Origin of the sequence: Natronomonas halophila, from assembly GCF_013391085.1 — an archaeon.
Taxonomy (GTDB): Archaea; Halobacteriota; Halobacteria; order Halobacteriales; family Haloarculaceae; genus Natronomonas; species Natronomonas halophila.
The window spans coordinates 2,536,784-2,559,258 of record NZ_CP058334.1; the positions used below are offsets into that span (position 1 = coordinate 2,536,784).

A 22,475-nucleotide genomic window follows, 5' to 3' on the forward strand; every position below is an offset into this window, starting at 1 on the left:
TCCCGGCGGTATCTTCCCGGCATATCCAGCAATAGACACATTTGCGGCCGAACCGAACTCCACGATACGATGGCACCCGAACGGCGTCCGGCGTCCCACCGCGCGTTCGGGTCCGTGCTGCTCTCGCGGTCGTCGTTTCTCGACGCCGCGCTCATCCTCGCGGTCCCGACGGTTCTCATCGCGGTGTTCGCGCTCCCCGCAAGCGTCCGGGAGACCTACGTGCTCGCATATACGGCGCCGACGCTGGCGACGATGTTCACCTCCCATTTCGTCCACCAGACGCAATCCCACCTCCTGGCGAACCTGCTCGGCTACGGCTTCGTCGTCCCGCTTACGTACCTGCTCTGTGTGCTCAGTGGCCGCCGACAACTGTTCCGCGTCGTCTTCGTCTCGCTGCTGGTGTCGTTGCCCTTCGCCCTTTCGGCACTGAACCTGCTTTTCATCCGCCCCCGTGTCGGCTACGGCTTTTCCGGCGTCGTGATGGGCTATTTCGGATTTTTGCCGCTGGCGCTTTTCGGCTATTTCGAACAGCAGGTCGCCCTCGACGTCGACAGACACCACTCGCCGATACTCTTCTTCCTCGGCATCGCGACGATTTCGGTCGCCGTGACCTCGGCGACCGCCGCGGGGGTCCTCATCGCCGCCGCGGCGCTTGTCATCTGTGGCGTCTATGCCAAGCGACTGTTCGGTTCGGTCGATATCGTCGGCCGCCTCTCGTCGGGACTCCGTGAGACGACGCCCGGCTATGCGGAACTCGGCGCCGTCGGGGTGGTGGTCTTTCTCAGCTACCCCTTCGTCGCCTTCCCGTCGAACCCCATCGGCGACGGCACCGTCGTCAACCTCTATACGCACCTGCTCGGCTTCGCCCTCGGTTTCATCTCGACGTACTCGCTCCGACTGATGACGGGCTTCGGTTTCGACGAAACCTGATTACTCGGGATACTCCCACGGACTGACGTCTTCGAGTGCGGCCGCAATGCGCAGCAACTCGGCTTCGGTGTAGGTTTCGCCGACCAACTGCATGCCGACCGGGAGGCCGTCGACGGGGTCGGCGGGCACGTTGACGACGGGATGGCCGGTCAGGTTCAGCGGCCACGCCATCGTCCAGTCGGTGGGCATGCCGGTCGTCCGTTCGCCGTCGATTTCGGTCGGCATCGGTTCGTCGTGGGTCAGCGGCGGCGTCGCCAGCGTCGGGCAGGCCAGCGCGTCGTACTCCTCGAAGACGCTGTCGATGGCATCGAAGAGGTCGGTCCGCTGGAAGTCGGCCGTCGCGACGTCGATGGCGTCGTTGCTCTGGCCCATTCCGACGAGTGATTGCAGTCCGGTCGGCACGCCGTCGGCATGGTCCTCGAGGAGGTCAATCCCCAGCGAGTCGTTGATTTCGGCGACCGACGTGGCGAAGAACGTCGTCACGGCGAGGCTGTAGGCGTGGGTCAACTCGCCTTTCGGCGGGGTATCGAGGTCGACACGGTCGACGGTCGCGCCCTCGCGTTCGAGGTCGTCCAGTGTCGATTCGAGTGCTTCCCGGACGTCGGGGTCCACCGCGAAGATATCGAGGTCCGGCGAGTAGGCGATATCGAGGTCCGCGGGGTCGGGGGCCTCGGCGACGGCGTCCGCATAACTGTCCTGTTTGGGGACGCTGAACGGGTCCGAGGGGTGTTTGCCGGCTTCCACGTCGAGCATGACCGCGAGGCTCTCGATGTCGCGGGCCATCGGTCCGAGGACGCCGACCGGCGTGTGACCCCGGTAGCCGTTGGTTCGGTTGCCACGCGGGACGAGGCCGTGGCTGGGTTTGACCGAGACGATACCGCAACAGGAGGCGGGATTGCGGAGCGAGCCGCCGACGTCGGACCCGGTCGCCAGCGCGGCGAGACCGTCGGCCAGCGCCGCCGCCGACCCGCCCGAGGAACCGCCGGCGTTGTATTCGGGGTCGAACGGCGTCCCCGTCGGGCCCTGCAGCAGGTTGTCGGTCCGGACCGTATGCCCCAGTTCGGGCGTGTTCGTCGTCCCGACGACGACCGCGCCGGCAGCTTCGAGGCGCTGAATCGTCGGACTCGTCGTGTCGGCGACGTTGTCGGACAGCGGCTTGAGCCCCTTCGTGTTCCGGACGCCGGCTTTCGATTCCGAGAGGTCCTTCATCGCCAGCGGCACGCCCGCAAGCGGCAGGTCGTCGGCCTCGCCGTTTTCGACCTGCTCGCGCACCTCGCGTGCGCGTTCGCGTGCTTCGTCGTCCAGTATCGTCACGAACGAGTTCGTGATTTCGTTGCGTTCCTCGATACGGTCGATGAAGGTGTCGACGATTTCGACCGGGTCGTATTCGCCGTCCCGTACCCCTGCCGCGAGGTCCACTGCGGACTCGTAATGGAGACTCATGGGAACAACACACAGACGGGGCCGAACTAAACGTTGTGCAGTCGTCGGATGGTGCCGGTGTTCGATACCCGACTCGCTTCCGTCAGGGGCCCGACATCACGTCTCCGAACCCCGCGAGGACGGTGAAGACGTACGCGGGTCCGACGAGGAGGACGAGATACCAGGCGAGACTGGCGACGACGAGCAGTACGGTCGACGGCGAGTAGCCGCGTGGGTCCCAGTCGAATCCCTTCTTCGGGAGCACGTACAGGAGCAAAAGCGGCCACAGGACTAGCGAGACGGCCGTCGCGATGACGATGCCGTCGATGCCTGCAGCGTAGAGTTCCGACGCGTCTCCCGGGGAGAAGACGTCACGGCTCAACGAGAGACCGCTTCCGAAAAAGAACCCCCAGACGGCTGCCGGAAGCGGAATCCAGAGGGCGTAGTTCGGAAGCCAATCGGACGGTGGCACCGTTTCGAGGAGTCGCCGAAACCGCTCGGCGAAGAGGAACGGTGACCAGAGGATTCCGATGAACCATCCGTACAGGCCGGCGGCGACAGCGAAGAACACGCCGGTGTGGAGAATCGAGAGTGGCTGGAGGGCCATACACGGGTGGCGCAGGCAACTGATAAGGGCTTTATGCTGTCTCAGTGGCTCCAACCGAGGAAAAAAGAGACGTGGCTTAGGCGAGGAAGACGTGTCGCGGTCGGTCGGCCAGCACGTCGCGGCCCCACTGGACGGTATCGCGGAACGCCTCGGAGCGGAAGAACTCCATGGCTGCCTCCTTGTCCTCCCACTGGCTGGCGATGAACATGTCGTTCTCGTCGTTCTGGTTGACCATGAGGCGGGTGTCGAGGTGACCGTCCAGCTCTCCGAGGGCCTCGCCGACCTCCTCGAAGGTGTCGACGAAGTCCTCGCGATGCTCAGGTTTGACGGTGTAGAACATACCCATCGTGCCGAACCCGGATTCTTCCTCGCCCGCGCGGGCGACGATTTCCGGCAACTCCGACAGGAAACTGCCGGCCTTCTCGGCGGCCTCCTGAGTCTCCCAGATGGAGACGATGGCGGAGCGGTCTCCAGCGTGCTCGTCCGCGTACACTGCGGATTTAACGTGCGTATCGTAGTGGTCGAACCGCTCGCGGAGGTCGGACAGTTCCGCGCGGAGGTCCTCGGGGTCGGCCTCCGAGTAGAGGACCATCGCGTAGACGTCCTCGCCGTGCGGTTGGCCGGCGTAGATGTCGAGGTCGTCGAGTTCGCCGCGGATATCGTCGTCCTCGTCGGTGCCGTGGGACGCGGCGTCGTCACCGCTTGCGTCGTCCCCGTCTTCGGTTTCGAGACTCGTGCCGACGCCCGGACCGGCCCCCGAGAGGTCCGAAAGGAAGCCGGAGGCGGTGTTAGCGGCGCGTTCGTTGGCCCACAGCGAGACGACGGCGGTATCGCCCGCGTCCGCGCGGACGGTCGTCAGGACGTGGGTGTCGTAATGGTCGAAGTTCTCCCGAAGGCCGTCGACCTCCTCGACGAGGTCCTCGGCGGCCGTCGTCGACCGGAACATCAGCGCGTAGCCTGCCGTTGGGTGTTCGTCGAGGTCGATACCGAAGCGGTGGACGCGGCGCGCGAAGTCCTCGGTGTCGATTCCCTCGTGTGGCGGTTCGCCGCCGGTCGGCGGCCCACCGTGGGATTCCTCGGAGTCGGCTTCCGAGCCTTCTTCGGCCGCCGTTTCGGCCTCCGCGGCCGCCGAGAGGTCGGCGCCGACGCCGTCGCCGACGCCCGGCAGGTCCGACAGGAAGCCGGAGGCGGTGTTGGCGGCGCGTTCGTTGGCCCACAAGGAGATGACGGCCACGGAGTCGTCGTCGGTCTCGACGACCGTTTTCACATGCGTATCGTAGTGGTCGAAGTTCCCGCTCAACTCCTCGACTTCCTCGTCGAGGGTCGCCTCGTCGGCGTCGGATTCGAACAGCAGGCCGTAGCCGGCATCGGTGGCGGCGACGTCGATGCCGTAGGTGCCGACCTTCCGCGTGAAGGTGCTGGCGTCGATTTCCTCATGCGGCGCGTCACCGGGCGAGGGTCGGCCGCCGCCACCGGAGTCGCCTTCCCCGTGGCCGGAATCCGCTTCCTCGCGGCCGTGGGACGCGTGGTCCTCGCCGGCGTGGGGACGACCCTCGGCGGCGATATCGAGGGTGTCGCCTTCGAGGTCCTCGTCTGTGGGGACCGCCTCGCCGTCGAAGAAAGCCTCCAGGTCCGTCGGCGGGAACTGCCGGCCGACGTAGAAGTGACCGAACTCCGCGAACTTCGAGGTCGAGGGGTCGAACCGCATCTCGTAGAGGAGATGTTTGATATCGGTCGGGTCGTCGGCAAAGAGCGTGACGCCCCACTCGTGGTCGTCGAGGCCGACGCTGCCGGTGATTATCTGGGTGACCTTGCCGGCGTACTCGCGGCCGATGTCACCGTGGGCCGACATGTACTCCGCACGCTCCTCGAAGGGGAGGTCGTACCAGTTGTGTTCGGGCCCGCGGCGCTTGTCCATCGGGTAGAAGCAGACGTGGTTCCCGTCGGGAATCTCGGGGTAAATGCGCTGTTTCATGTAGTTGCGCATCCCCTCGTCCTCGATATCGTCGAGGCCGTCGGTGAGGTCCTCGTGCATGTAGCCCGAAACCTCGGTCACCGAGACGTACGAGGAGGTCCGTTCGGTGAACTCCGCGAGCGCGGTCGATTCGAACCGGCGCTCGATGCGGTCGAGGTGTTCGAGCGTCGGGCGGAGATGCAGGACCATGAGGTCGGCCTTGTGGCCGACGATAGAGAAGACCGAACTCCCCCCTTCCTCGCTGTCTTCGAGGGCCTCGTGGGCCTGCAGGAACTCGATGCCTTCCTCGATGGCCCGCTGTCTCGTAGCCTGTGGCGCGTTCCGCCACGCCTCCCAGTCGATGCGCCGGAGATCGTGAAGGGCGTACCACCCCTCCTCGGTACCCGGCGGTCGGCGTCGTACCATGGCCCGTGTTTGGAACCCGCGGATAATGGTGTTTTTGAGTTACTCGGCACAGGCTCCGTCCTCCCAGTCGTACTCCTGTCTCTCCCAAAAATCAGCGAATAACGCGTTAAATCGGCTTATAAAACTTCTAACGGATTCTCAAAAAGTCTCTAAGATTCGAAAAAGACGCTGAAAGGTCTCTCAGTCCCTCGAACCGAGACGAATTGAGCGTAAGGCTCTGGTCTTTATATGGTAATGGCGGTCCCAGAGAGAAGCGAGGAGAGCCCATATGTCAAGTGCAACGCCACCCCAATCGTCCCCCGCGACCGCCGAGCTCCATCGGCTGGCCGCAGCTTGTGCCGACAGAGTCGCCACCGGCGTCCGCGCGATGGCCTTCTGGTCCGCCGCGCTACTGCCGCTCGTCATCGTCACCGCGCTGTTCTCCGGCGCGATTGGCATGAATGCCGTCGGAACCGCTCTCGCCGTCAACGCGGCGTGTGCAATCGTCGGACACAGTTACACCCCCAACGCATGAGCACGAACACCTCCACCGTCGAGTCCCCGTATCGATCCCGGAAAGCCGAACGCCTCGCCGAGTACCTCCGCGCGGAAGCCGAGAGAGCCGACAGCGACCTCTACGTCAAGGGCAAGTTCATCGCCGAGGACGTGGACCTCTCGCCGAAGGAAATCGGCGCCCTCCTCTCCCAGCTTCAGGGAAGCGTCCCCGGGCTGGAAATCGAGAAGTGGTCCTACACGTCGGCGACCACCTGGCGCATCGCGACCTGTTAAAACCGACTCCGGGCTCTCACCCGGTCCCCGCGGATTCCCCTCCACCCTCCGCCTTTTAAACACCAGTTAGCCGCAGACCCATCAGGAGAGCAGTTGTGGCACGAACAGCAGGCCGAGCAGGCTGAGTATCATCAACGCGCTGATGGCGGTTGTGATGACGGTCGCGGTCGTTGGCGTTGCCTCGCCGGGCAGCCGTGCTAACACCGCCTCGACACATGACCGGAGGATGTGGCCGCCGTCAAGCGGATACGAGGGAATACAGTTGAAGATGCCGAGGTTGATATTGACCCAGCCGGTCCAGAAGAGGGCGTTGACGAGGCCGAAGACGAGACCCGCGCTCAGCGGCCCGGAGACGGCATAGAAGTTCGTGATAGCGCCGTTGAACCCGGCGAAGTTGTAGCCGAGACTCGGGTCGACGACGCTGGCGAAGGGCAATACGAGGATGACGAACATCCGCGTGATGAAGGTATTAATCGGGTTCTCGCCCAATCCGGCGCCGCCGAGGAACGAGTGGTACTGGTCGGCGGGGTAGGTGTCGATGCCGAAGTCGTTGATGGCGACGCCGCTCGTCCCGCCCTGAATCCCGCCGACGCCGAGGAAGCCGTAGTCACCCCGCGGGTTCTCGTCGAGCGTGACCTGATAGGTGTGACGGGTGCCGTTCCAGGGGTCGGCGCCGTCCGGGTTCTCGTTGTGATAGGCGACGACTTCGACGGTCTGGCCGGGTTCGGTCTCCTCCAGCACCGCCGTCAGCGCCTCGGGGGTCGGCGTCCGCTCGCCGTCGATGCTGTGAATCAACATCGGCTGGTCGGGCGCGCCGCCGTCGGCCCCGAGGGGGTCGTCGCCGGGGACCGTGCTGACGTAGGTACCGATGGGGAAGCGGACCGTCCCGTACATGGTTTCGAGTTCGACGACCTCCGAACCGTTGATGGCGGCCTCGAACTCCGAGCGGGTCTGTACCCGTTCGCCATCGACCACGCGAATGTCGTCGCCGGCCGCCAGTGGCGCGTCGACGACGGCGCGGGTGACGATGAGGTTCCGTTGGACGGTGACCGCCTCGTCGCTCCGCCGGTCGACGGTCACCTCGCGGTCGGCGTCAGCCAGCGCGGCCTCGAAGTCGTCCTCGCCGTCGATTGGTTGGCCGTTGACCGCTGTGATGACGTCGCCGCGCTCGATGCCCGCATCTTGGGCGGCCGACCCCGGCAGGGTCCCGCCGACGGCGACACCCGGGACGACGGTGACGAAACTGGCGACAAGCAGGAAGAGCAGGCCGAAGGCGATGGCCGTCACGAGGAAGTTGTTCGTGACGCCGGCGGCGAACATCCGCGTCTTGCTGCCGCGGTCGGCGGCTTCCTGGCTTTCCTCGTCGGGTTGGACGAAAGCACCCAGCGGGAGGAAGGCAAGAAGCGCGATACCCATCGAGTCGATCTCGATGTCCTCGACCCGGCATAGCAGACCGTGGCCGCCCTCGTGGACGACGAGGCCGACCAGCAGGCCGATGAGGATATCGACCGCTGCCGCCCACGGGAGGAACTGGTTGACACCGGGGATGACCAGGGCGTCCTGCGGGCGGGCGATGGTCGCCGCTTGCGGGTCGGTCACCGCGCTGTAGGCCGAAAAGAGAACGGCGAAGAACGACCCGAACATGATGACGATGGCCATGCCGACGCCGAAGTTGCCCCAGGCGCGCCAGAACCGTTTCGGGCTCGCGAGCCAGTTGAGGAACGCACGGCCCCGCTTCGTGTGGATGGTGAGTATCGGTCCCGACACCCGGAAGGACGGCGGTAACACCCCGCGGGCGTTCAGCGCCATCGCGACCGACGTATAAAGGAGGATACCGACCGCAATCCACAACAGCGTATTCATTATCACGGGTACGGGGCCCGAAGGCCAAAAACCCGACCTTTCGTCGGTGGTCGATTACGCGTCCCGGCGAAGCCGGTCGACGACGAACTCGTCGTCCATCGGGGCGAGGAAGGGGCCGAGTCGCGGGCCCTGTTCCTCGTCGAGGAAGAGCCGATAGCCGGCCTCGAAGAGGTCGCCGACTTCGACATCGTTGTCCTTCGCTGTCTCGTAAATCTCACCCTGCAACGCGTCGGCGTCCGGGGAGTCGCTCTCGATGAACTCCGCGAGGTCGTCCAGTGCGGCTTCCAGTTCGGGGTTGAAGTCCACGTCCGGGAGGTCCTCGGCGAGTCGATAGTTGAACTCGTTGTCGGTGCGGACCGCCCACGCGCGGGCCTTCCCGACCCGTTCGAGCGCGGCGTCGATTTCAGCCTCGCTGGCGCCCTCGGGGATGTGACCGGAGCGTTTGGCCATCTGGACCCGCAGGTCGCGGTTGTCCGTCATCCCGAGGACGGCGGCGAACGTGTAGGGGATGCGAACCGGTTGGGTGTCGGCCACCTCGTCGACGACCATCGGGTAGGCGCGTTCCGCGCGCTCGCGTTCGTCCTCGGTGACCTCGCCGTCGGCGTTGTCGTAGTAGACGGCCTCGAAGCGGTCGAAGTCGTCGACCAGGCGGTCGAGGGAGCCGACGTCGAAGTCCCGCTGTTTCTTCGGGTTCTTGGTGAAGAAATACCGGAGCACGGGGCGTTCGAGCAGTTCCAGCACCTCGTCGACGGTGATGATGTTACCCGACGACGACGAGAGGGCCTCGCCGTTGAGCGTGAACCACTCGTAGACCATCGGCACGGGCGGTTCGAACTCGAAGACCTCGCGGGCGACGGTCTTGCCGGATGGCCACGACCCCTCGGCGTGGTCCTTGCCGAACGGCTCGAAGTCGACGCCGAGGACCTGCCATTGGGCGGGCCACTCGAAGCGCCACGGCATCTTCCCCTCGCGGAAGGTGGCCGTCCCCTCGTGGCCACAGCCCTCGATGACGTCGTCGCCGGCCTCGACGTCTTCACAGACGTAGTCGACCGTCTCGGATTCGAGGTCAACCGCGGTGATGGTCTCGGTGAGGTTGCCGCATTCCTCGCACTGGGCGAAGAAGGGGACGTAGTCCTCGTCGACCTTCTCCTGAAACTCGCTGAGGACGTCGCGTGCGGTTTCGCGGTGTTCGAGGACGTGCCGCACCGCGTCGTCGAACTCGCCGCTCTCGTAGAGGTCGGTGTTCGAGACGACGTCGATGGGCACGCCGATGGCATCCGCCGACCGGGAGAGAAGTTCCGTGAAGTGGGCGCCGTAGGAGTCACAGCAGCCGAAGGGGTCGGGGATGTCAGTGTAGGGCTTGCCGAGGTTGCGGCCGAGTGCGCCAGCGTCGACTTCCCCGAGGCCGACGACGTCCCATTCGAGGTCCGCCAGTCGCCGCGGAAGCTTTCGCAGACGGTCCTTGTCGTCGGTCGTGAATACCTGCCGGACCTCGTGACCGCGGTCCCGAAGCGCCTCGGCGACGAAGTAGCCGCGCATGATCTCGTTGAAGTGGCCGAGATGCGGCACGCCGGAGGGAGAGACGCCGCCTTTGATGATGATGGGTTCCTCGGGGTTTCGTTCCTCTATCTCGTCGGCGACCGCGTCAGCCCAGAAGGCGCGCTGCTTGCCCGTGCCGATGTCGTAGAGGTCGTTGTCACTCATTCGGGACGACCTCGGTGCCGTCGAAGTCGTCACCGTCGACGGCGGCGGCGACGCGTTCGGGTTCGTTGCCGTCGAGCACAACGGTTCGGATGCCGGACCGCTCGATGATTTTCGTCGCGAGCAGGTCGACCGGCGCGTTCGACCCCGCGCTCGTTTCGATGGAGGAAATGACGTCGACGAGTTCGGCCGCGGTCAGTTGGTCGAAGCGCTCCGCGTCCTCGTCGGCGTTCGGGTCCGCCGAGAAGACGCCGGGAACGCTCGTCGCGTAGACCAGCAGGTCCGCTCCGACCATCTCCGCGAGCAGCGCCGAAACGGCGTCGGTGGTGTGGCCGGGGACGGTCCCGCCCATGACCGACACCTCGCCACGGCGGAGGGATGCGCGGGCGGCCTCGTGGGATTCGGCCGGTTCGGGGATGGCCGAACTCTCGAGAGCGGTGATGAGCAACCGGGCGTTCAGACGCGTCACGTCGATACCCAGCGCGTCGAGGTCGTACTCGGTCGCGCCGAGGTCCCGGGCGGTGCCGATGTACTCCCGTGCGACGTCACCCCCGCCGACGACGGCGGCGACCTCGTGGCCGTCGTCGGCCAGTTCGTCGATGACGGCGGCGTGGGCTTCGACCCGGTCGGCCTCCAGGTCGGGCGCCAGCACGCTCCCGCCGATAGAAACGACTATTCTCATTAGGGTCAGGTTGCCCTGTTTCGGTCTTAAGGGTTGTCAAGACCGGACGTCGGCGACACCTACAAGCCCCAGCGGTCGAACTGGTGTGATATGTACGCCTTCGCGGTATCCGGGGCGGACGCCGAGGCAGCGCTCCGGCGTCTCGCGCCCGCGCTCGATGGACGACTCGGCGTGGTTCGCATCGGCGAGGCGGCGGCCGACGGCGGGGTTGCAGCCACCCGCACCGATACGGAATACACGCTCGACGACGGCTGGCGAGCCTCGGGCGATGACCTGTCGCCCGGCGATGCGCTCGACCGACTCGCCCCCGACCACGACTACGCCGCGGTGCTCGGTGCTGTCGAGGCTCGCGTCCCGACGCTGGTCGTCGACGGAGAGGGGGACATCGAGGACCCACTCGTCGAGACGTCGGATGCGGACTCCCTCGACATCGAGGCGACGGTCGATGCCATCCACGAAACCGACCCCTACGAGACGCTCGAATCGCTCGTCGCCTCGGTCAAGCGGTCGCCGGAAGCCGAATACTCCGGTGGTATCGCCACGTTTACCGGCCGCGTTCGTCCGAAAGACGACGAGGACGACCCCCGAACGACGGCCCTCGAATTCGAGAAGTACGAGGGTGTCGCCGAGGAGCGAATGCGGACAATCGAGACGGAACTGGAGGACCGAGATGGGGTGCTGGACGTCCGCCTTCACCATCGGACGGGCCGCATCGAGGCTGGCGAGGACATCGTCTTCGTCGTCGTGTTGGCCGGCCACCGCGAGGAGGCGTTCCGAACGGTCGAGGACGGTATCAACCGCCTCAAAGACGAGGTTCCGCTGTTCAAAAAGGAGGTCACCGAGGAGGAAACCTTCTGGGTCCACCAGCGCGATTGACTCGGCGTGCGCGGGCCGGCCCTGTCCTTTACCGGATATTATTTCCGATAAAACTCCGTATCGGCGGCGTTTTCGTTCTGAAACCACCTAGATAATTCGGTAAATTAGAAGAGAGTAAGGAAGTCCCAAACTAGCTTATAAAATTTCTAAAGGAATATGAACTGCTTGTAAAACGTCGATTTCATTCGATTTTGCACCGAATCGAGACGAATCGACCCTAAGATTCCACCCTTTATATACTGGTCTGGGGGGTAAGCGGGAGTGAGGTGTCAGAGATGAGCGCAACGACGCAATCTACGGAGAGCAAGGAGACGCGACTCCGACGCTATCTCCGCCAGCGTGTCGAGGATGGAGAGGTATATATCAAGGGCAAGTTCATCGCCGACGATGTCGACCTCTCGCCGAAGGAGATCGGCGCGCTGATGGTCAAGCTCAAAGACTCCGCGACGGACCTCGAAATCGAGAAGTGGTCCTACACGTCCGCGACCACGTGGCGCGTCGCCCCCGAGTAACGGCCTGACACCGGCCGCCCGCAGGTCCCCGCCCTTCTTCGTTGGCCGGCGTCACGGGATTTATCCCCGACAACCCCCTCCGTTTCGATGATGAGCATTCGCGACCCGGAGACGGACCACGACGGCCCGTCCCCGGAAGCGCTCCTGCCGGCGTTTCGGACCGAGGACGTGGAAGTCAAGGAGGACGGTCGACTCGTCTACTACGGTCGGCCGACCGTCGAGTACCGTCGCATGGAACGTGAACTCTGGCCCCTGTTCCGCGAACACGGCTACGAGGTTCGCCTCGACGTCGTCAACGACGCCGAAAAGGACCCGATAACCGGCGTCGCCATCAACACCGAGCGACAGGCGCTGGTCGCCGAACCCCGTAACGTCGGTGTCGACGGCATCCCGTGGACGAACATCGCCATGCTCGCCGCGACGGTGCTGACGACGCTGTATGCGGGCACCATCTGGTATTACGAACCCGTCAACGGGCCGCTCGACCTGCTCGCCGGGTGGCCATTCGCCGTCGCCGTCCTTGGCGTCCTCGGCGTCCACGAACTCGGCCACTACGTCCTCTCACGATATCACGACGTACAGGCGAGTCTGCCGTACTTCATCCCGGTGCCGACCTTCATCGGTACCTTCGGCGCCGTCATCAAGATGGAGGGCCGCATCCCCGACCGGAAGGCGCTTTTCGATATCGGCATCGCCGGCCCGATTGCGGGGCTTATCGCGGCCGTCGGTGTCGCCATCGTCGGCCTGCATCTCGACCCCGTCGCGGTGCCGCCCGACGTGTTGAACAGCGAAAACGCCATCCAACTGGAAATCGGCTATCCGCTCCTCCTGCAGTTCCTCGCGTGGGCGACGGGCCAGCCGCTCGAGTACAGCGACCCGAGCCTCGTTACGAGCCCCGTCGTCTTCGGCGCCTGGATCGGCTTTTTCATCACGTTCCTCAACCTCCTGCCGGTCGGCCAACTCGACGGCGGCCACATCATCCGGGCGATGGCCGGCGACCGCTCCGAGACCATCGCTGCGCTCGTCCCGATGGTGCTTTTCGGCCTCGCGGGCTACCTCTATATCTTCGCCAACGTCGGGTTCAACGCTCCCGTTCTCTGGGCGTTCTGGGGCCTCATCGCGCTCGGGTTGGCTTACGTCGGCCCGGCAACGCCGGTCTTCGACGAACCGCTCGACAGAAAGCGGATGGCGCTCGGCATCCTGACGTTCCTCGTCGGGGTGCTTTGCTTCACGCCGGTCCCCTTCGAGATTACCGGCATCTAATGGGTGTAGCCCCGGTCGGGGAGGCCCTCGCCGTCCATCGTGATACCCGACTCGGTCACGGTCCCGATTTTCGTTATCTCGACGGGAGCGGCGGCTTTCGCGTCTTCGACGGCATCGGCCGGGAGCGTACAGACCAACTCGAAGTCCTCGCCGAAATGGGCGCCGAGCTCCCGTCGGTCCGCCGCATCGCGGGCCACCTCGTCGACGGCGGAATCGATAGGAACCGCCTCGGCGTCGATGGCGAACCCACAGTTGCTGGCCTCGGCTAACTGGTGGAGCGAGCGCGCGAGGCCGTCGCTGGAGTCCATCATCGCCGTCGCGTGAGCGCCGAGCACTCGTCCGGCGGCGACTCGTGGCTCGAACCGGAACAGGTCGTTCGCCCGTTCGGTTTCGTCCGCCCGGAACAGTCGGAGTGCGGCCCCGGTCCGGCCGAACGTTCCGGTCACACAGACCGAATCGCCGGGTTCGGTACCGGAGCGATAGACCGGCGAATCGGCGTTCCCGAGGGCCGTCGTCGCGACAGTGAACTCCTCGTGGCCGTCGAGGTCGCCACCGACGTATTCCGCGTCGACCGCCTCGCAGACGTCGGTACACCCGCGAAGGAAGTCGGAAACCTCCTCTTCCCGAAATTCGGGTGCGCCGTAGACGGCCAGCGCTGCGGTCGCGTCGGCGCCCATCGCCGCCACGTCCGACAGCGAGGCCCCGACCGCCCGCCAACCGGCCGTGTATCTGGTCGTTCCGTCCGGGAAGTCCGTCGTCTCGTGGAGCATATCCGTCGTGGCGACGATGTCGCCGACGACCGCACAATCGTCGCCCGCGGCGTCGACGTCCTCGCCGACGAGCGCGAGCGCCGCCCGTTCGTCCATGGTCGACCCGTCGCCCGCGGGCGGCATAGTGGCATCGGTGCGTTGAAACGGTGGCCAGTCGATACCCCGAACGATGCGTCTCGACGTCCGTGCGACCGTCGCTGGGTTCGCCGGCGCGCTGGTCGTGCTCGGGTTGCTGGCGTGGCTGGTCGGCATCGAGGAACTGCTCACCACGCTGGCCATGGCCGACCGCTCGGGTATCGCCGGCGTGCTCGGTGCCGCCGTCGTCTGGCTGGTCGCGTGGGCGCTCGCGCTCGCGACGGTGCTTTCGGCGCTGGATGCGCCGATTTCGGCACCACGGGCTGTCGCCATCTACGCTGGGGTGCTCTTCTCGAACAACGTCACCCCGTTCGGGCAGGCCGGCGGCGAACCGATAAGCGCGCTACTCATCTCCGAATCGGCAGATACCGCCTACGAGAACGCCCTCGCAGCCATCGCCAGCGCCGATTCGATTAACTTCGTCCCCTCGACGGGCCTCGCGCTCATCGGGGTCACGTACTACTCGGTCGCGGCCGCGGCCGGCGACGAACTCCGACTGGCCACCGCCGCTGTCGTCGTGCTGGCGGTCGGCATGCCAATCGCCGGGTTTCTGGGCTGGCGGAACCGCAAGCGAGTAGAGGCCGGCATCGCACGGACGCTGACGCCCGCCGCCAGAGCCATCGGCAAACGAGTTCCGCGACTATCGGCACCGACGCGTCAGGCTATCGAGAACCGGGTGGACGGCTTCTTCCGGTCGCTGGAGGACGTGGCCGGCGACCGGCAATCGCTGGCGGTCGCTATCGGCCTCTCGACGCTCGGCTGGGTCGCTCAGGCCACTGCGCTCTGGTTCGCCCTTTCGGCAATCGGCGTTACCGCCCCGTACGTGGCCGTCCTCGTGGCCGTCCCCGTCGGTGCCATCGCCAGTATCACGCCGCTTCCGGGCGGCCTCGGCGGCGTCGAAGCCGCCCTCATCGGCCTGCTCGTCCCGCTTGCGGGTGTCAGCGCGGCAACCGCGGCCGCGGCAGTAGCCCTCCATCGCGGTGCCATCTACTGGCTGCCGACGCTCATCGGGGGCGGGGTCGCCGCCGCGCTGGCGGCCGACCGTTGATGAGTCACACGGGCAGGATGGACCAACAGCGTTAAAGCCAATCGACGGGAATCGGGACGTAATGACGACACTCTACGACGTGCCCGCCGAGGACCTCATCGAGGCGGTCGCCGAGAAGCTCGAAGACGAACTCGAAGCGCCCGAATGGGCCGAATTCACGAAGACCGGCGCCGGTCGCGAACTGCCCCCCGAACAGGAGGACTTCTGGGCGACCCGCGGCGCCAGCCTCCTCCGTAAGGTCGCCGAGGACGGGCCCGTCGGCGTCCAGCGCCTCCGCAGCGCCTACGGCGACTCCATCAACGGTACGAACCGCTACCGTGTCCGCCCCGAGCACAAAACCGAAGGGTCAGGCAACATCATCCGCACCATCCTCCAGCAACTCGAGGACGCGGGCTACGTCGAGCAGGCTCAGGACAAGGGCCGCGCAGTCACGGGCGAGGGTCGAACCCTCCTCGACGAGACCGCCGAAGAGCTCATCGAGGAGCTCGACCGGCCGGAACTCGAGCGGTACGCATAACCACTTTTTGCACCTCCTTCGCGCGCCTTCGGTGCGCTCAGTCAGCGTGGCGGCTTCGCCGCCACGTTATAAGGTCGCGGCGTAGCCGCGACCCAGGGCAAAAACTTGGGGAAAATATGCGCGCCTCCCTCCAGCCGCGGCCCTGCGGGCCGCGTTAGTCGGTCAGCGCTACGCTGGCTCCCTTCGGTCGCCAGCGGGAACCACCTCGGGGACCTTCTTTGAAGGCCCCACTCGGCGGATACTGTCTTGGATTCTTGTATCAGAACTCTCTGAGTATCTCTTGCATAGGCTACCGCAGCAGAAATGAGGTTGATGTCCGCGAGCGCCGTCAGGCGCGAGCGGTTCCGCCGCGCCGAACGAAGTGAGCGCGGGACCAAGGGCCGACCGTAGGGAGGCCCGCAGTGTCTTTTTCATCGAAGTTTTTGCCGGCGCGCTTCGCGCGCCGTGCAAAAAGTTCGGTCGAAACGATTTTTCGGGTTCACCAGTAACATAGGGGTATGAGTGGCGAACCATCCGACGAGGAACTCGACGAACTTCGAAAGAAGAAGATGGAACAGCTCAAAGAACAGCGCGGTGGGGGCGGCGAGGCCCAGCGAGAGGCTGCGGAAGCCCAACAACAGCAGGCCGAGGCCCAGAAGAAGGCGATGCTCCGCAAGTCGCTGACCGACGGGGCCCGCCAGCGTCTCAATTCGGTGAAGATGTCCAAACCGCAGTTCGGCGAGAAGGTCGAACAGCAGATCGTGGCACTGGCCCAGAGCGGCCGCCTACAGGGCAAAATCGACGAGGAGAAGATGAAAGAACTCCTGCAGGAGATGAAACCCGAGTCCACGAGTTTCGACATCAAACGCCGATAGATGGAGTGCGGACTGCTGTTCAGCGGGGGTAAGGACTCGTCGCTTGCGGCCCTCTTACTCGACGGCTTCTACGACGTGACGCTCGTGACAGCGCACTTCGGCGTCACCGAGGACTGGGAACACGCCCGCGAAGCCGCCGACGCGCTCGGGTTTTCCTTCGAGGAAATCGAGATGGACGGGGCCGTCGCCGACGAGGCCGCCGAGCAGATGCGCGATGACGGCTATCCGCGGCAGGGGATTCAACAGGTCCACGAGGCCGCGCTTGAGGCCGTCGCCGAGGAATACGAAGTCGTCGCCGACGGAACCCGTCGTGACGACCGGGTGCCGACCGTCTCCCGGGCGGTCGCACAGAGTCTGGAGGACCGCCACGGCGTCGATTACGTCGCGCCGCTTTCGGGCTTCGGTCGCGGGGCCGTCGACCGACTCGTCGATACGCATCTCGTCGTCGAGTCGGGACCCAGCGAGGAGGTTCCCAAGGGCGACTACGAGACGGAACTCCGCGAGCGGATTCGCCAGCGATGGGGCGCGGATGTCGTCGACGAGGTCTTCCCGGACCACGAACAGACACGGGTCGTCGGCCGGGCGTAAGTTCGGCGCACATCTTTTTGTCGTGTGGTGGCGTACCACGGAACATGAAGTTCGTCATCGTCGGCTACGGTCGCGTCGGGATGCGCACCGCGAAAATCCTGACCTCGGAGGGCCACGACGTGATTATCGTCGACAACGACCCGGAGAAAGCCGCAGCGGCGCGTGAGGCGGACCTCGAAACCGTCGAAGGTGATGGTGAGGACGAACGGGTACTCGAAGCGGCGGACGTCGCGGCGGCTGACGCCCTCGCTGCATTGTCGGGCGACCTGAACGTCAACTTCACCGCCTGCATGATTGCGAACGGCCACGACTGTCGGACGGTGCTTCGCATCGACGAGGACTACCGGCAGGAGATTTACGAGAAGTACGCGGCCGACGTCGACGAGGTCATCTACCCCGAGCGGATGGGCGCCGCCGGGGCCAAGACGGCGCTGCTCGGCGGGAACCTGAACGTCCTGGCGGACCTCACCGAGCAGTTGACGGCGACGACGTTCGACATTCCGGACGATTCGCCGGTTATCGGCCGGCGGGTGGTCGAAGTCGATTTACCGGGGAACGCCCGACTGTACGCTCACGGCCGCCGAAAAGAGCCGATGACGATTCCGATGCCCCGGACGGAGGTCAAACCCGGCGACCGGGTTGCGCTCATCGCCGAGCAGTCGGCGCTGAACGACGTCGAGTCGATGCTGAAGGGCTGGTAGGGACTCCGCAGTTCAAGAACACGGGCGCGCGATGGGGAGGATGGGGAACTTGAGGCCGTCGATGCGCGCCCATACGTTGGCATGGGGCGATATTACATAAATCCGCGTCAGACGGACGTGTGACCGATGGCGCGCGTCACCGGGAACGCACGGACATCGAAAGGTAACGGAAACCGATTTCTCGCCGTCACGGTCGCAACGCCACGTAGTTACTGAAAAGTGACATGTAGGCGGGCCGCTTTGTTCGTCCATGGCGACAGTCGCGGCGACCGAACGCCGGTTCGCGATGTCGGTCGGCGAGGTGACCGGCGCTATCGGCGACTCGATAACCGTGTTGCCGCTGGTCGTCGCGCTCGGTCTGTTGACGCCCGCGCCGCTGCCACACCTACTCGTGGGCTTCGCCGTTTTTCAGGCAGTCTGGGGCGTTTATTACGGGCTTCCGCTCTCGGTCGAACCAATGAAGGCCCTCGCCGGATTGGCTATCGCCGGCGCTATCAGTTACGGCGACCTCGTGGCGGCAGGGTTGCTCGCGGGGGCATTGTTGCTCGTCGCCGGCCGAACCGGGTTGCTCTCGTCAGTTGCAGTCCACGTCGGCGAACCGGTCGTTCGTGGCGTCCAGTTCGCCGTCGCGTGTCTGCTAGCCGTTTCGGCGTTCGACCTCGTCGTGGCTACGCCGACCGTTGCGGTCGCTGGCTTGGCGGTCGCAGCGGTTGTGGCGCTCGTTTCCCGACGGGCGGTCGCTCTCGCCGTGTTGGCCGTCGGCATCCTGTGGGCAGGGGCGACGGCCGGCGTTCCGATGCCGTCGGTGCCCGACCCCGCGTTGTTCCCGGGCGGGCCGCCGACGCTCTCGGTCGGGGTGATGGAGGGACTCGCTGCCCAGTTGGCGATGACGGTCGGCAACGCCGCCGTCGCCACGTCCCTGCTGCTCTCGGACCTCTACGATGTCGACGTCTCGCCGGACGAACTCGCGGAAAGCATGGGCGTGATGAACCTCGTCGCCGTCCCGCTCGGCGGCGTGCCGATGTGTCACGGCTCCGGCGGTCTCGCTGGCAAGCACGCCTTCGGCGCCCGGACGGCGACGGCGAACCTCGTCGCCGGCGTCCTCTATGCCGGCCTCGCGCTGTTCGCCGGCCTGCTGGTCGCGTTCCCGATGGCGCTTCTCGGGGTCTTGCTCTGTGTGGTCGCGGCGTCGCTCACCCGGGTCGCCTTCGGCGAGACCGACCGCCCGTGGCTGGTCGCGGCCATCGGCGGCCTCGCCGTTCTCACGAACGTCGGCGTGGCGTTTCTCGCGGGCATCGTCTGGTGGCGGTTCCGGGGGTAGCGGGCCCTCCCCGACGACCGGACTTATGTGTCTCACGACCGGATATCCGACCGGATGACGTGGCGTGACCTCTTCGAGCGCGGGGCGGAGTACGACGTGACGTTCGAATCGGTTGGAGCGGCCCTCCGGGAGCACAGGGATGACCGATAGCGGCCACGACCCCGACCACGCGCGCATCGTCGCGGACGCGGGCGTGCTGGCGGCCGACCTCCTCGTCGGCGGCGCCGCACGGGAGGCGCTCGATCACCTCCGGCGGCATTCGTGGCTCGAACTGGTCGTGACTGGCCCGCTTCTCGACGACGCCGAAGCCGTCATCACCGACCTTGCGAACGATGAACTGGCCGCCGACTGGCGAGCGAAAATCGAAGCCGAAGCGGTCGTCGTCGACCAACCCGAGGGCGACCACCCGTCGCTGGCGGCCGCCTACCGGGGCGATGCTGCCCACATCATCAGCCAGGACGGCAGTCTCCAGAGCGTCGAGGCCGGCGCGAACCTGAAGGCCGTCATGGATGTCAGCATCCGGTCGCCCGACGCGTTCGCTCGCGTGTTCGACCCCGAAGGCGTCTACGAACTCCTCTTCGACGACGCGTATCCGGGGCCGGACCGCGACCCCCGCGAGTAATCAGTCGGGCGTGTTGAGCCCCTTCGCGGACTTCCGGGTCAGCCGATTCGGGAGAACGTTCGATACCTTCGTGAGGAGTTTGAACTTCCAGCCAGTGACCACGACCGTTTTTCCGGCTTGCAGGCCGTCGTAGCCCGCTTCGGCGACCATCTCGACGTCCTGCATCTGCCCGCTGCCGAGCGGCGTGTCCTCGTTTTCGGCCCGTTCCTGAAACTCCGTCTCGACGGGGCCGGGACACAGCACCGTCACCGAGACGCCTTCCGGTTCGAGTTCACCCGCCAGTCCCTCCGAGAAGGACTTCATGTACGCCTTCGAGGCGTAGTAGATGGTCATGAACGGCCCCGGGAACCACGCCGCCGTCGAGGAGACGTTGAGAACGCCGCCCTCGCCGCGGTCGGCCATGTCGCCGCCGTAGAGGTGGGTCAACTGCGTCGGCGTCACCATGTTCAACTGCATCTGGTCGAGTTCACGGTCGAGGTCGTTTTCGACGAAGGCGCCCTGTGTGCCGATGCCGACGTTGTTCACGAGGATATCGACCTGAATATCTCGGTCCTGGGTTTCCTCGTACAACTCGTAGGGGGCCTGCCGGTCCGCGAGGTCCAACGGGACGTACTCGGCCGTGATTCCGTGGTCGGCTTCGAGGTCCTCGGCTAGCGAGGCGAGACGGTCCTCGCGGCGGGCGACCAACACGAGGTCGTGGCCGTTGGCCGCGAACTGTTCGGCGAGTGCTTTTCCGATACCCGCCGACGCACCTGTTATCAACGTCGTGCCGTCGACTGTCATGTCGGTCACAGCGGGGCGACTCCCCAAAGGCGTAGGGGCGGCATGCTTGGGGTGCTTAAGAAAAAACGGCCGACAGACCTCGGACTTTTGACGTTACGCGGACCGCCCTTCGAACCACTCGGCGAACTTCGCCAGCGCGCGCCCGCGGTGTGAAATCGCGTTCTTCTGCTCGGCATCCATCTCGGCGAACGTGGTGCCGTCGTGTTCGAAGATGGGGTCGTAGCCGAACCCGCCCTCGCCGCGCGGTTCGACGATGGTGCCCGGCACCGCGCCCGCGAACAGTTTCACGGGGACGTCCCGTTCGTGGACCGTCTCGTCGGTCGTCGCAGTTGCCCGGTCGTCGGCCGCTAAATCCTGTCCGCGGCGGTCGTCCGTATCGACGGGTTCCGGTGACGCCTCGAAGGCCTCGCCGTCGCAGTAGGCGATGACACACCGGAACTGCGCGCTGGTGGCTTCTTCGCGCCGTGCCAGTCGTCCAACGCGCTCGATGCCGAGCGTGTCCTCGACGTACGACGAGTAGGGTCCGGGGAAGCCGTCGAAACCGTCCAGATAGAGGCCGGCGTCGTCGACGATGACCGGTTCGCCGACGTGTTCGTAGGCCCGCCGTGCGCCGTCGGCTGCGACGGCCTCCAGCGAATCGGCCTGAATCTCCGTGTAATCGTAGTCTACCGAGGCCACGTCGTCGCCGAGGTACTCCTCGGCCTCGCGGACCTTCCCCTCGTTCGTCGTCACGTAGTGAAGCATAGCCGTCGCTATCCGCCGGTCGGAAAAAGCCCCACCGATACGCGCTGTCCTCCCAATCACCCGCTGCTCTGTCCCCCGTTATACCCATGATACTTAAGCGGGTGTGAAACGTACACACACCTTAATGAGCGACGGGGACGACGAGATTCGGGACGTGTTGCTCGACTACTCGGACCATCAGGCCGTCCGGAACGTCTTCGGAGCCCACACTGGGCAGGGGTCGGCGTCGCTCCGGGACTACGTCGAGACGATGCGGGCGACCGATGGGGCGGTCGCGCTCGTCGCCAACGACGGCGCCGCCGAAATATACGCACGCTGGGACGGTAGCGGCGGCCGCTACGAACACCTGACCATCTGGCCGCCGTGGACCATCGGCGGCTACGACCACAAGGACGGTTCGGGCCTCGCCGATTTCCTCGACGACAAGGAGAAAGTCCGCCCGACGCCGCACGATTACACGCCGTTTGCCGACGAGGACGCACTGCAGAGCCTGTCACACCGAGTTTGGCCCTGAGACGCTCGTCCGTTATACGTCGACGTGAGCGAACGCCGCTGATTCGGAAACCGAACAGCAGTCTATATTTATAAGAAACATTCGATTACCCGCTGTAGCTTACGCATACGGTCACGTGCACGGTCATGCGTTTATATTGGAGATGAGTGGCGTCTCTCAAAATATGGCGCGTGTTACCAATCACTGGTGGGAACATCTCGAACAGTGGCGAGCGACCGCGTTTCTGGTCGGTGGCCTGATATTCGTGGTGGATACGGCACTCTTGGTCGTTCATATGTATTCGGGGACGGAACCCGCAGCGTTTGGACAGGCCCTCGTCGGCACGAGTTGGACTGCTGCCTTCATCGGCTTGGTCGGCTTCTATCCCAGCCTCACCGACCGGAGTCGCCGGCTGGCCAAAGCCGGACTCGTCTTCGCTGCTATCGGTGGCATAACGATGGCTGCGATGGCCGTCACGATGTTCGGCTATGCGACGGACATCCTGAGCGGTACTCCCTCCAACGTCGCCCTGTACTTCCTCCCGGGAGTGTTCGTCGGCGTCGTCTTGGGATTCGGGTTGTTCGGCGTCGTTAGCCTTCGAACTGATCTCTATTCACGGAACCTCGGCCTGCTCTTCTTGCTGCTGCCGCTAACGTTTCTATTCAACCTTGGCAGCGGAATCGCGGGGTTCAATCCCCTAGCCAAAGTCCTCGGCGTCGTCGTGGTGTTGTCCCTGACGATGCTCGCCATCGGCTACCTCCTCCGGACGGGGAGTGCCTTCGCTAGCCGCGGGGATGTGGAAGCATCGACCGACATGAGTGCGGGATAACGACGGTCGGACCCCTCTCTAACTCTTCAGACGTTCCCGTCGTTTCGACCCCGTCACGGGGTATCG

General features: G+C 65.3%; 24 protein-coding genes. 15 read left to right on the forward strand and 9 right to left on the reverse strand.

Annotation, left to right across the window (positions count from 1 at the left end; all coding sequences use genetic code 11):
* Nucleotides 1-69 precede the first annotated feature (69 nt).
* Entirely contained in the window at nt 70-930 is an 861-nt protein-coding gene (locus HWV23_RS13535) for a rhomboid family protein (protein WP_178290926.1), read from the forward strand.
* Here the strand turns inward: HWV23_RS13535 and HWV23_RS13540 are convergent, their stop codons facing one another.
* From HWV23_RS13540 to HWV23_RS13550, 3 genes are all read right to left on the reverse strand, one after another.
* Nucleotides 931-2,373: an amidase gene (locus tag HWV23_RS13540; RefSeq protein WP_178290927.1), complete on the reverse strand. Its 1,443-nt coding sequence runs from the start codon at nt 2,371-2,373 to the stop codon at nt 931-933.
* A gap of 82 nt (nt 2,374-2,455) precedes the next feature.
* Entirely contained in the window at nt 2,456-2,959 is a 504-nt protein-coding gene (locus tag HWV23_RS13545) for a DUF8162 family protein (protein WP_178290928.1), read from the reverse strand.
* 76 nt (nt 2,960-3,035) lie between these two features.
* Nucleotides 3,036-5,339 (reverse strand): heme-binding protein, encoded by a 2,304-nt coding sequence (locus HWV23_RS13550; RefSeq protein ID WP_178290929.1) that lies wholly within the window; start codon nt 5,337-5,339, stop codon nt 3,036-3,038.
* Nucleotides 5,340-5,607: 268 nt separating this feature from the next.
* On the opposite strand from HWV23_RS13550, the gene HWV23_RS13555 reads away from it, so the two are divergent.
* Both HWV23_RS13555 and HWV23_RS13560 read left to right on the forward strand, forming a co-directional pair.
* Entirely contained in the window at nt 5,608-5,853 is a 246-nt protein-coding gene (locus tag HWV23_RS13555) for a DUF8028 family protein (RefSeq protein WP_178290930.1), read from the forward strand.
* Nucleotides 5,850-6,107, forward strand: a complete 258-nt coding sequence (locus HWV23_RS13560; protein ID WP_178290931.1) for a DUF7123 family protein — start codon at nt 5,850-5,852, stop codon at nt 6,105-6,107. Before HWV23_RS13555 ends, HWV23_RS13560 begins: the two co-directional genes overlap by 4 nt.
* An 81-nt stretch (nt 6,108-6,188) precedes the next feature.
* Here HWV23_RS13560 and HWV23_RS13565 read toward each other — a convergent pair whose 3' ends face one another.
* The 3 genes from HWV23_RS13565 to pyrH are packed head-to-tail and all read right to left on the reverse strand — an operon-like array spanning nt 6,189 to nt 10,353.
* On the reverse strand, nt 6,189-7,970 hold the full coding sequence (locus tag HWV23_RS13565; protein WP_246282690.1) for a site-2 protease family protein: 1,782 nt from the start codon (nt 7,968-7,970) through the stop codon (nt 6,189-6,191).
* 54 nt (nt 7,971-8,024) lie between these two features.
* Entirely contained in the window at nt 8,025-9,674 is a 1,650-nt protein-coding gene (lysS, locus tag HWV23_RS13570; protein ID WP_178290932.1) for a lysine--tRNA ligase, read from the reverse strand.
* The gene (pyrH, locus tag HWV23_RS13575; RefSeq protein ID WP_178290933.1) at nt 9,667-10,353 is read right to left on the reverse strand and encodes a UMP kinase; all 687 of its coding nucleotides are present in this window, start codon (nt 10,351-10,353) and stop codon (nt 9,667-9,669) included. Before pyrH ends, lysS begins: the two co-directional genes overlap by 8 nt.
* Before the next feature lie 90 nt (nt 10,354-10,443).
* Between pyrH and HWV23_RS13580 the strand changes: the two genes are divergently transcribed.
* The 3 genes from HWV23_RS13580 (at nt 10,444) to HWV23_RS13590 (ending at nt 13,004) form a co-directional block, all read left to right on the forward strand.
* Nucleotides 10,444-11,229 (forward strand): molybdopterin synthase, encoded by a 786-nt coding sequence (locus tag HWV23_RS13580; protein WP_178290934.1) that lies wholly within the window; start codon nt 10,444-10,446, stop codon nt 11,227-11,229.
* A gap of 275 nt (nt 11,230-11,504) precedes the next feature.
* The gene (locus HWV23_RS13585) at nt 11,505-11,741 is read left to right on the forward strand and encodes a DUF7123 family protein (RefSeq protein ID WP_178290935.1); all 237 of its coding nucleotides are present in this window, start codon (nt 11,505-11,507) and stop codon (nt 11,739-11,741) included.
* A 90-nt stretch (nt 11,742-11,831) separates the two neighbouring features.
* Complete coding sequence (locus HWV23_RS13590) at nt 11,832-13,004, forward strand: site-2 protease family protein (RefSeq protein WP_178290936.1); 1,173 nt, start codon at nt 11,832-11,834, stop codon at nt 13,002-13,004.
* Here HWV23_RS13590 and thiL read toward each other — a convergent pair.
* Nucleotides 13,001-13,870: a thiamine-phosphate kinase gene (thiL, locus tag HWV23_RS13595; protein WP_178290937.1), complete on the reverse strand. Its 870-nt coding sequence runs from the start codon at nt 13,868-13,870 to the stop codon at nt 13,001-13,003. The genes HWV23_RS13590 and thiL overlap by 4 nt on opposite strands.
* 73 nt (nt 13,871-13,943) lie before the next feature.
* Here thiL and HWV23_RS13600 point away from each other — a divergent pair, with 73 nt between their 5' ends.
* The 7 genes from HWV23_RS13600 (at nt 13,944) to HWV23_RS13630 (ending at nt 19,560) form a co-directional block, all read left to right on the forward strand.
* Entirely contained in the window at nt 13,944-14,957 is a 1,014-nt protein-coding gene (locus HWV23_RS13600) for a lysylphosphatidylglycerol synthase transmembrane domain-containing protein (RefSeq protein ID WP_178290938.1), read from the forward strand.
* 61 nt (nt 14,958-15,018) lie between these two features.
* Nucleotides 15,019-15,474, forward strand: coding sequence for a 30S ribosomal protein S19e (locus HWV23_RS13605; RefSeq protein WP_178290939.1), 456 nt, complete (start codon nt 15,019-15,021; stop codon nt 15,472-15,474).
* 497 nt (nt 15,475-15,971) lie between these two features.
* Nucleotides 15,972-16,328, forward strand: coding sequence for a DNA-binding protein (locus tag HWV23_RS13610; protein WP_178290940.1), 357 nt, complete (start codon nt 15,972-15,974; stop codon nt 16,326-16,328).
* A complete protein-coding gene (locus HWV23_RS13615; protein WP_178290941.1) occupies nt 16,329-16,916 on the forward strand; it encodes a DUF7411 family protein in 588 nt (195 codons plus the stop codon).
* Nucleotides 16,917-16,960: 44 nt separating this feature from the next.
* On the forward strand, nt 16,961-17,617 hold the full coding sequence (locus tag HWV23_RS13620; protein WP_178290942.1) for a potassium channel family protein: 657 nt from the start codon (nt 16,961-16,963) through the stop codon (nt 17,615-17,617).
* Between the two features lie 250 nt (nt 17,618-17,867).
* Nucleotides 17,868-18,938 carry a putative sulfate/molybdate transporter gene (locus HWV23_RS13625; RefSeq protein ID WP_178290943.1) on the forward strand — a complete coding sequence of 357 codons (1,071 nt, stop codon included), beginning with the start codon at nt 17,868-17,870 and terminating at the stop codon, nt 18,936-18,938.
* A gap of 139 nt (nt 18,939-19,077) precedes the next feature.
* Nucleotides 19,078-19,560 carry a DUF7384 family protein gene (locus HWV23_RS13630; RefSeq protein ID WP_178290944.1) on the forward strand — a complete coding sequence of 161 codons (483 nt, stop codon included), beginning with the start codon at nt 19,078-19,080 and terminating at the stop codon, nt 19,558-19,560.
* On the opposite strand, the gene HWV23_RS13635 is transcribed toward HWV23_RS13630, so the two are convergent.
* Together HWV23_RS13635 and HWV23_RS13640 are read right to left on the reverse strand one after the other, a co-directional pair.
* Nucleotides 19,561-20,343 carry an SDR family NAD(P)-dependent oxidoreductase gene (locus HWV23_RS13635; protein ID WP_178290945.1) on the reverse strand — a complete coding sequence of 261 codons (783 nt, stop codon included), beginning with the start codon at nt 20,341-20,343 and terminating at the stop codon, nt 19,561-19,563.
* A gap of 93 nt (nt 20,344-20,436) precedes the next feature.
* Nucleotides 20,437-21,087 (reverse strand): non-canonical purine NTP pyrophosphatase, encoded by a 651-nt coding sequence (locus HWV23_RS13640; RefSeq protein ID WP_178290946.1) that lies wholly within the window; start codon nt 21,085-21,087, stop codon nt 20,437-20,439.
* A gap of 124 nt (nt 21,088-21,211) precedes the next feature.
* Here HWV23_RS13640 and HWV23_RS13645 point away from each other — a divergent pair, with 124 nt between their 5' ends.
* Both HWV23_RS13645 and HWV23_RS13650 read left to right on the forward strand, forming a co-directional pair.
* Nucleotides 21,212-21,601 (forward strand): hypothetical protein, encoded by a 390-nt coding sequence (locus tag HWV23_RS13645; protein ID WP_178290947.1) that lies wholly within the window; start codon nt 21,212-21,214, stop codon nt 21,599-21,601.
* 163 nt (nt 21,602-21,764) lie between these two features.
* Complete coding sequence (locus HWV23_RS13650) at nt 21,765-22,409, forward strand: hypothetical protein (RefSeq protein ID WP_178290948.1); 645 nt, start codon at nt 21,765-21,767, stop codon at nt 22,407-22,409.
* Nucleotides 22,410-22,475 lie beyond the last annotated feature (66 nt).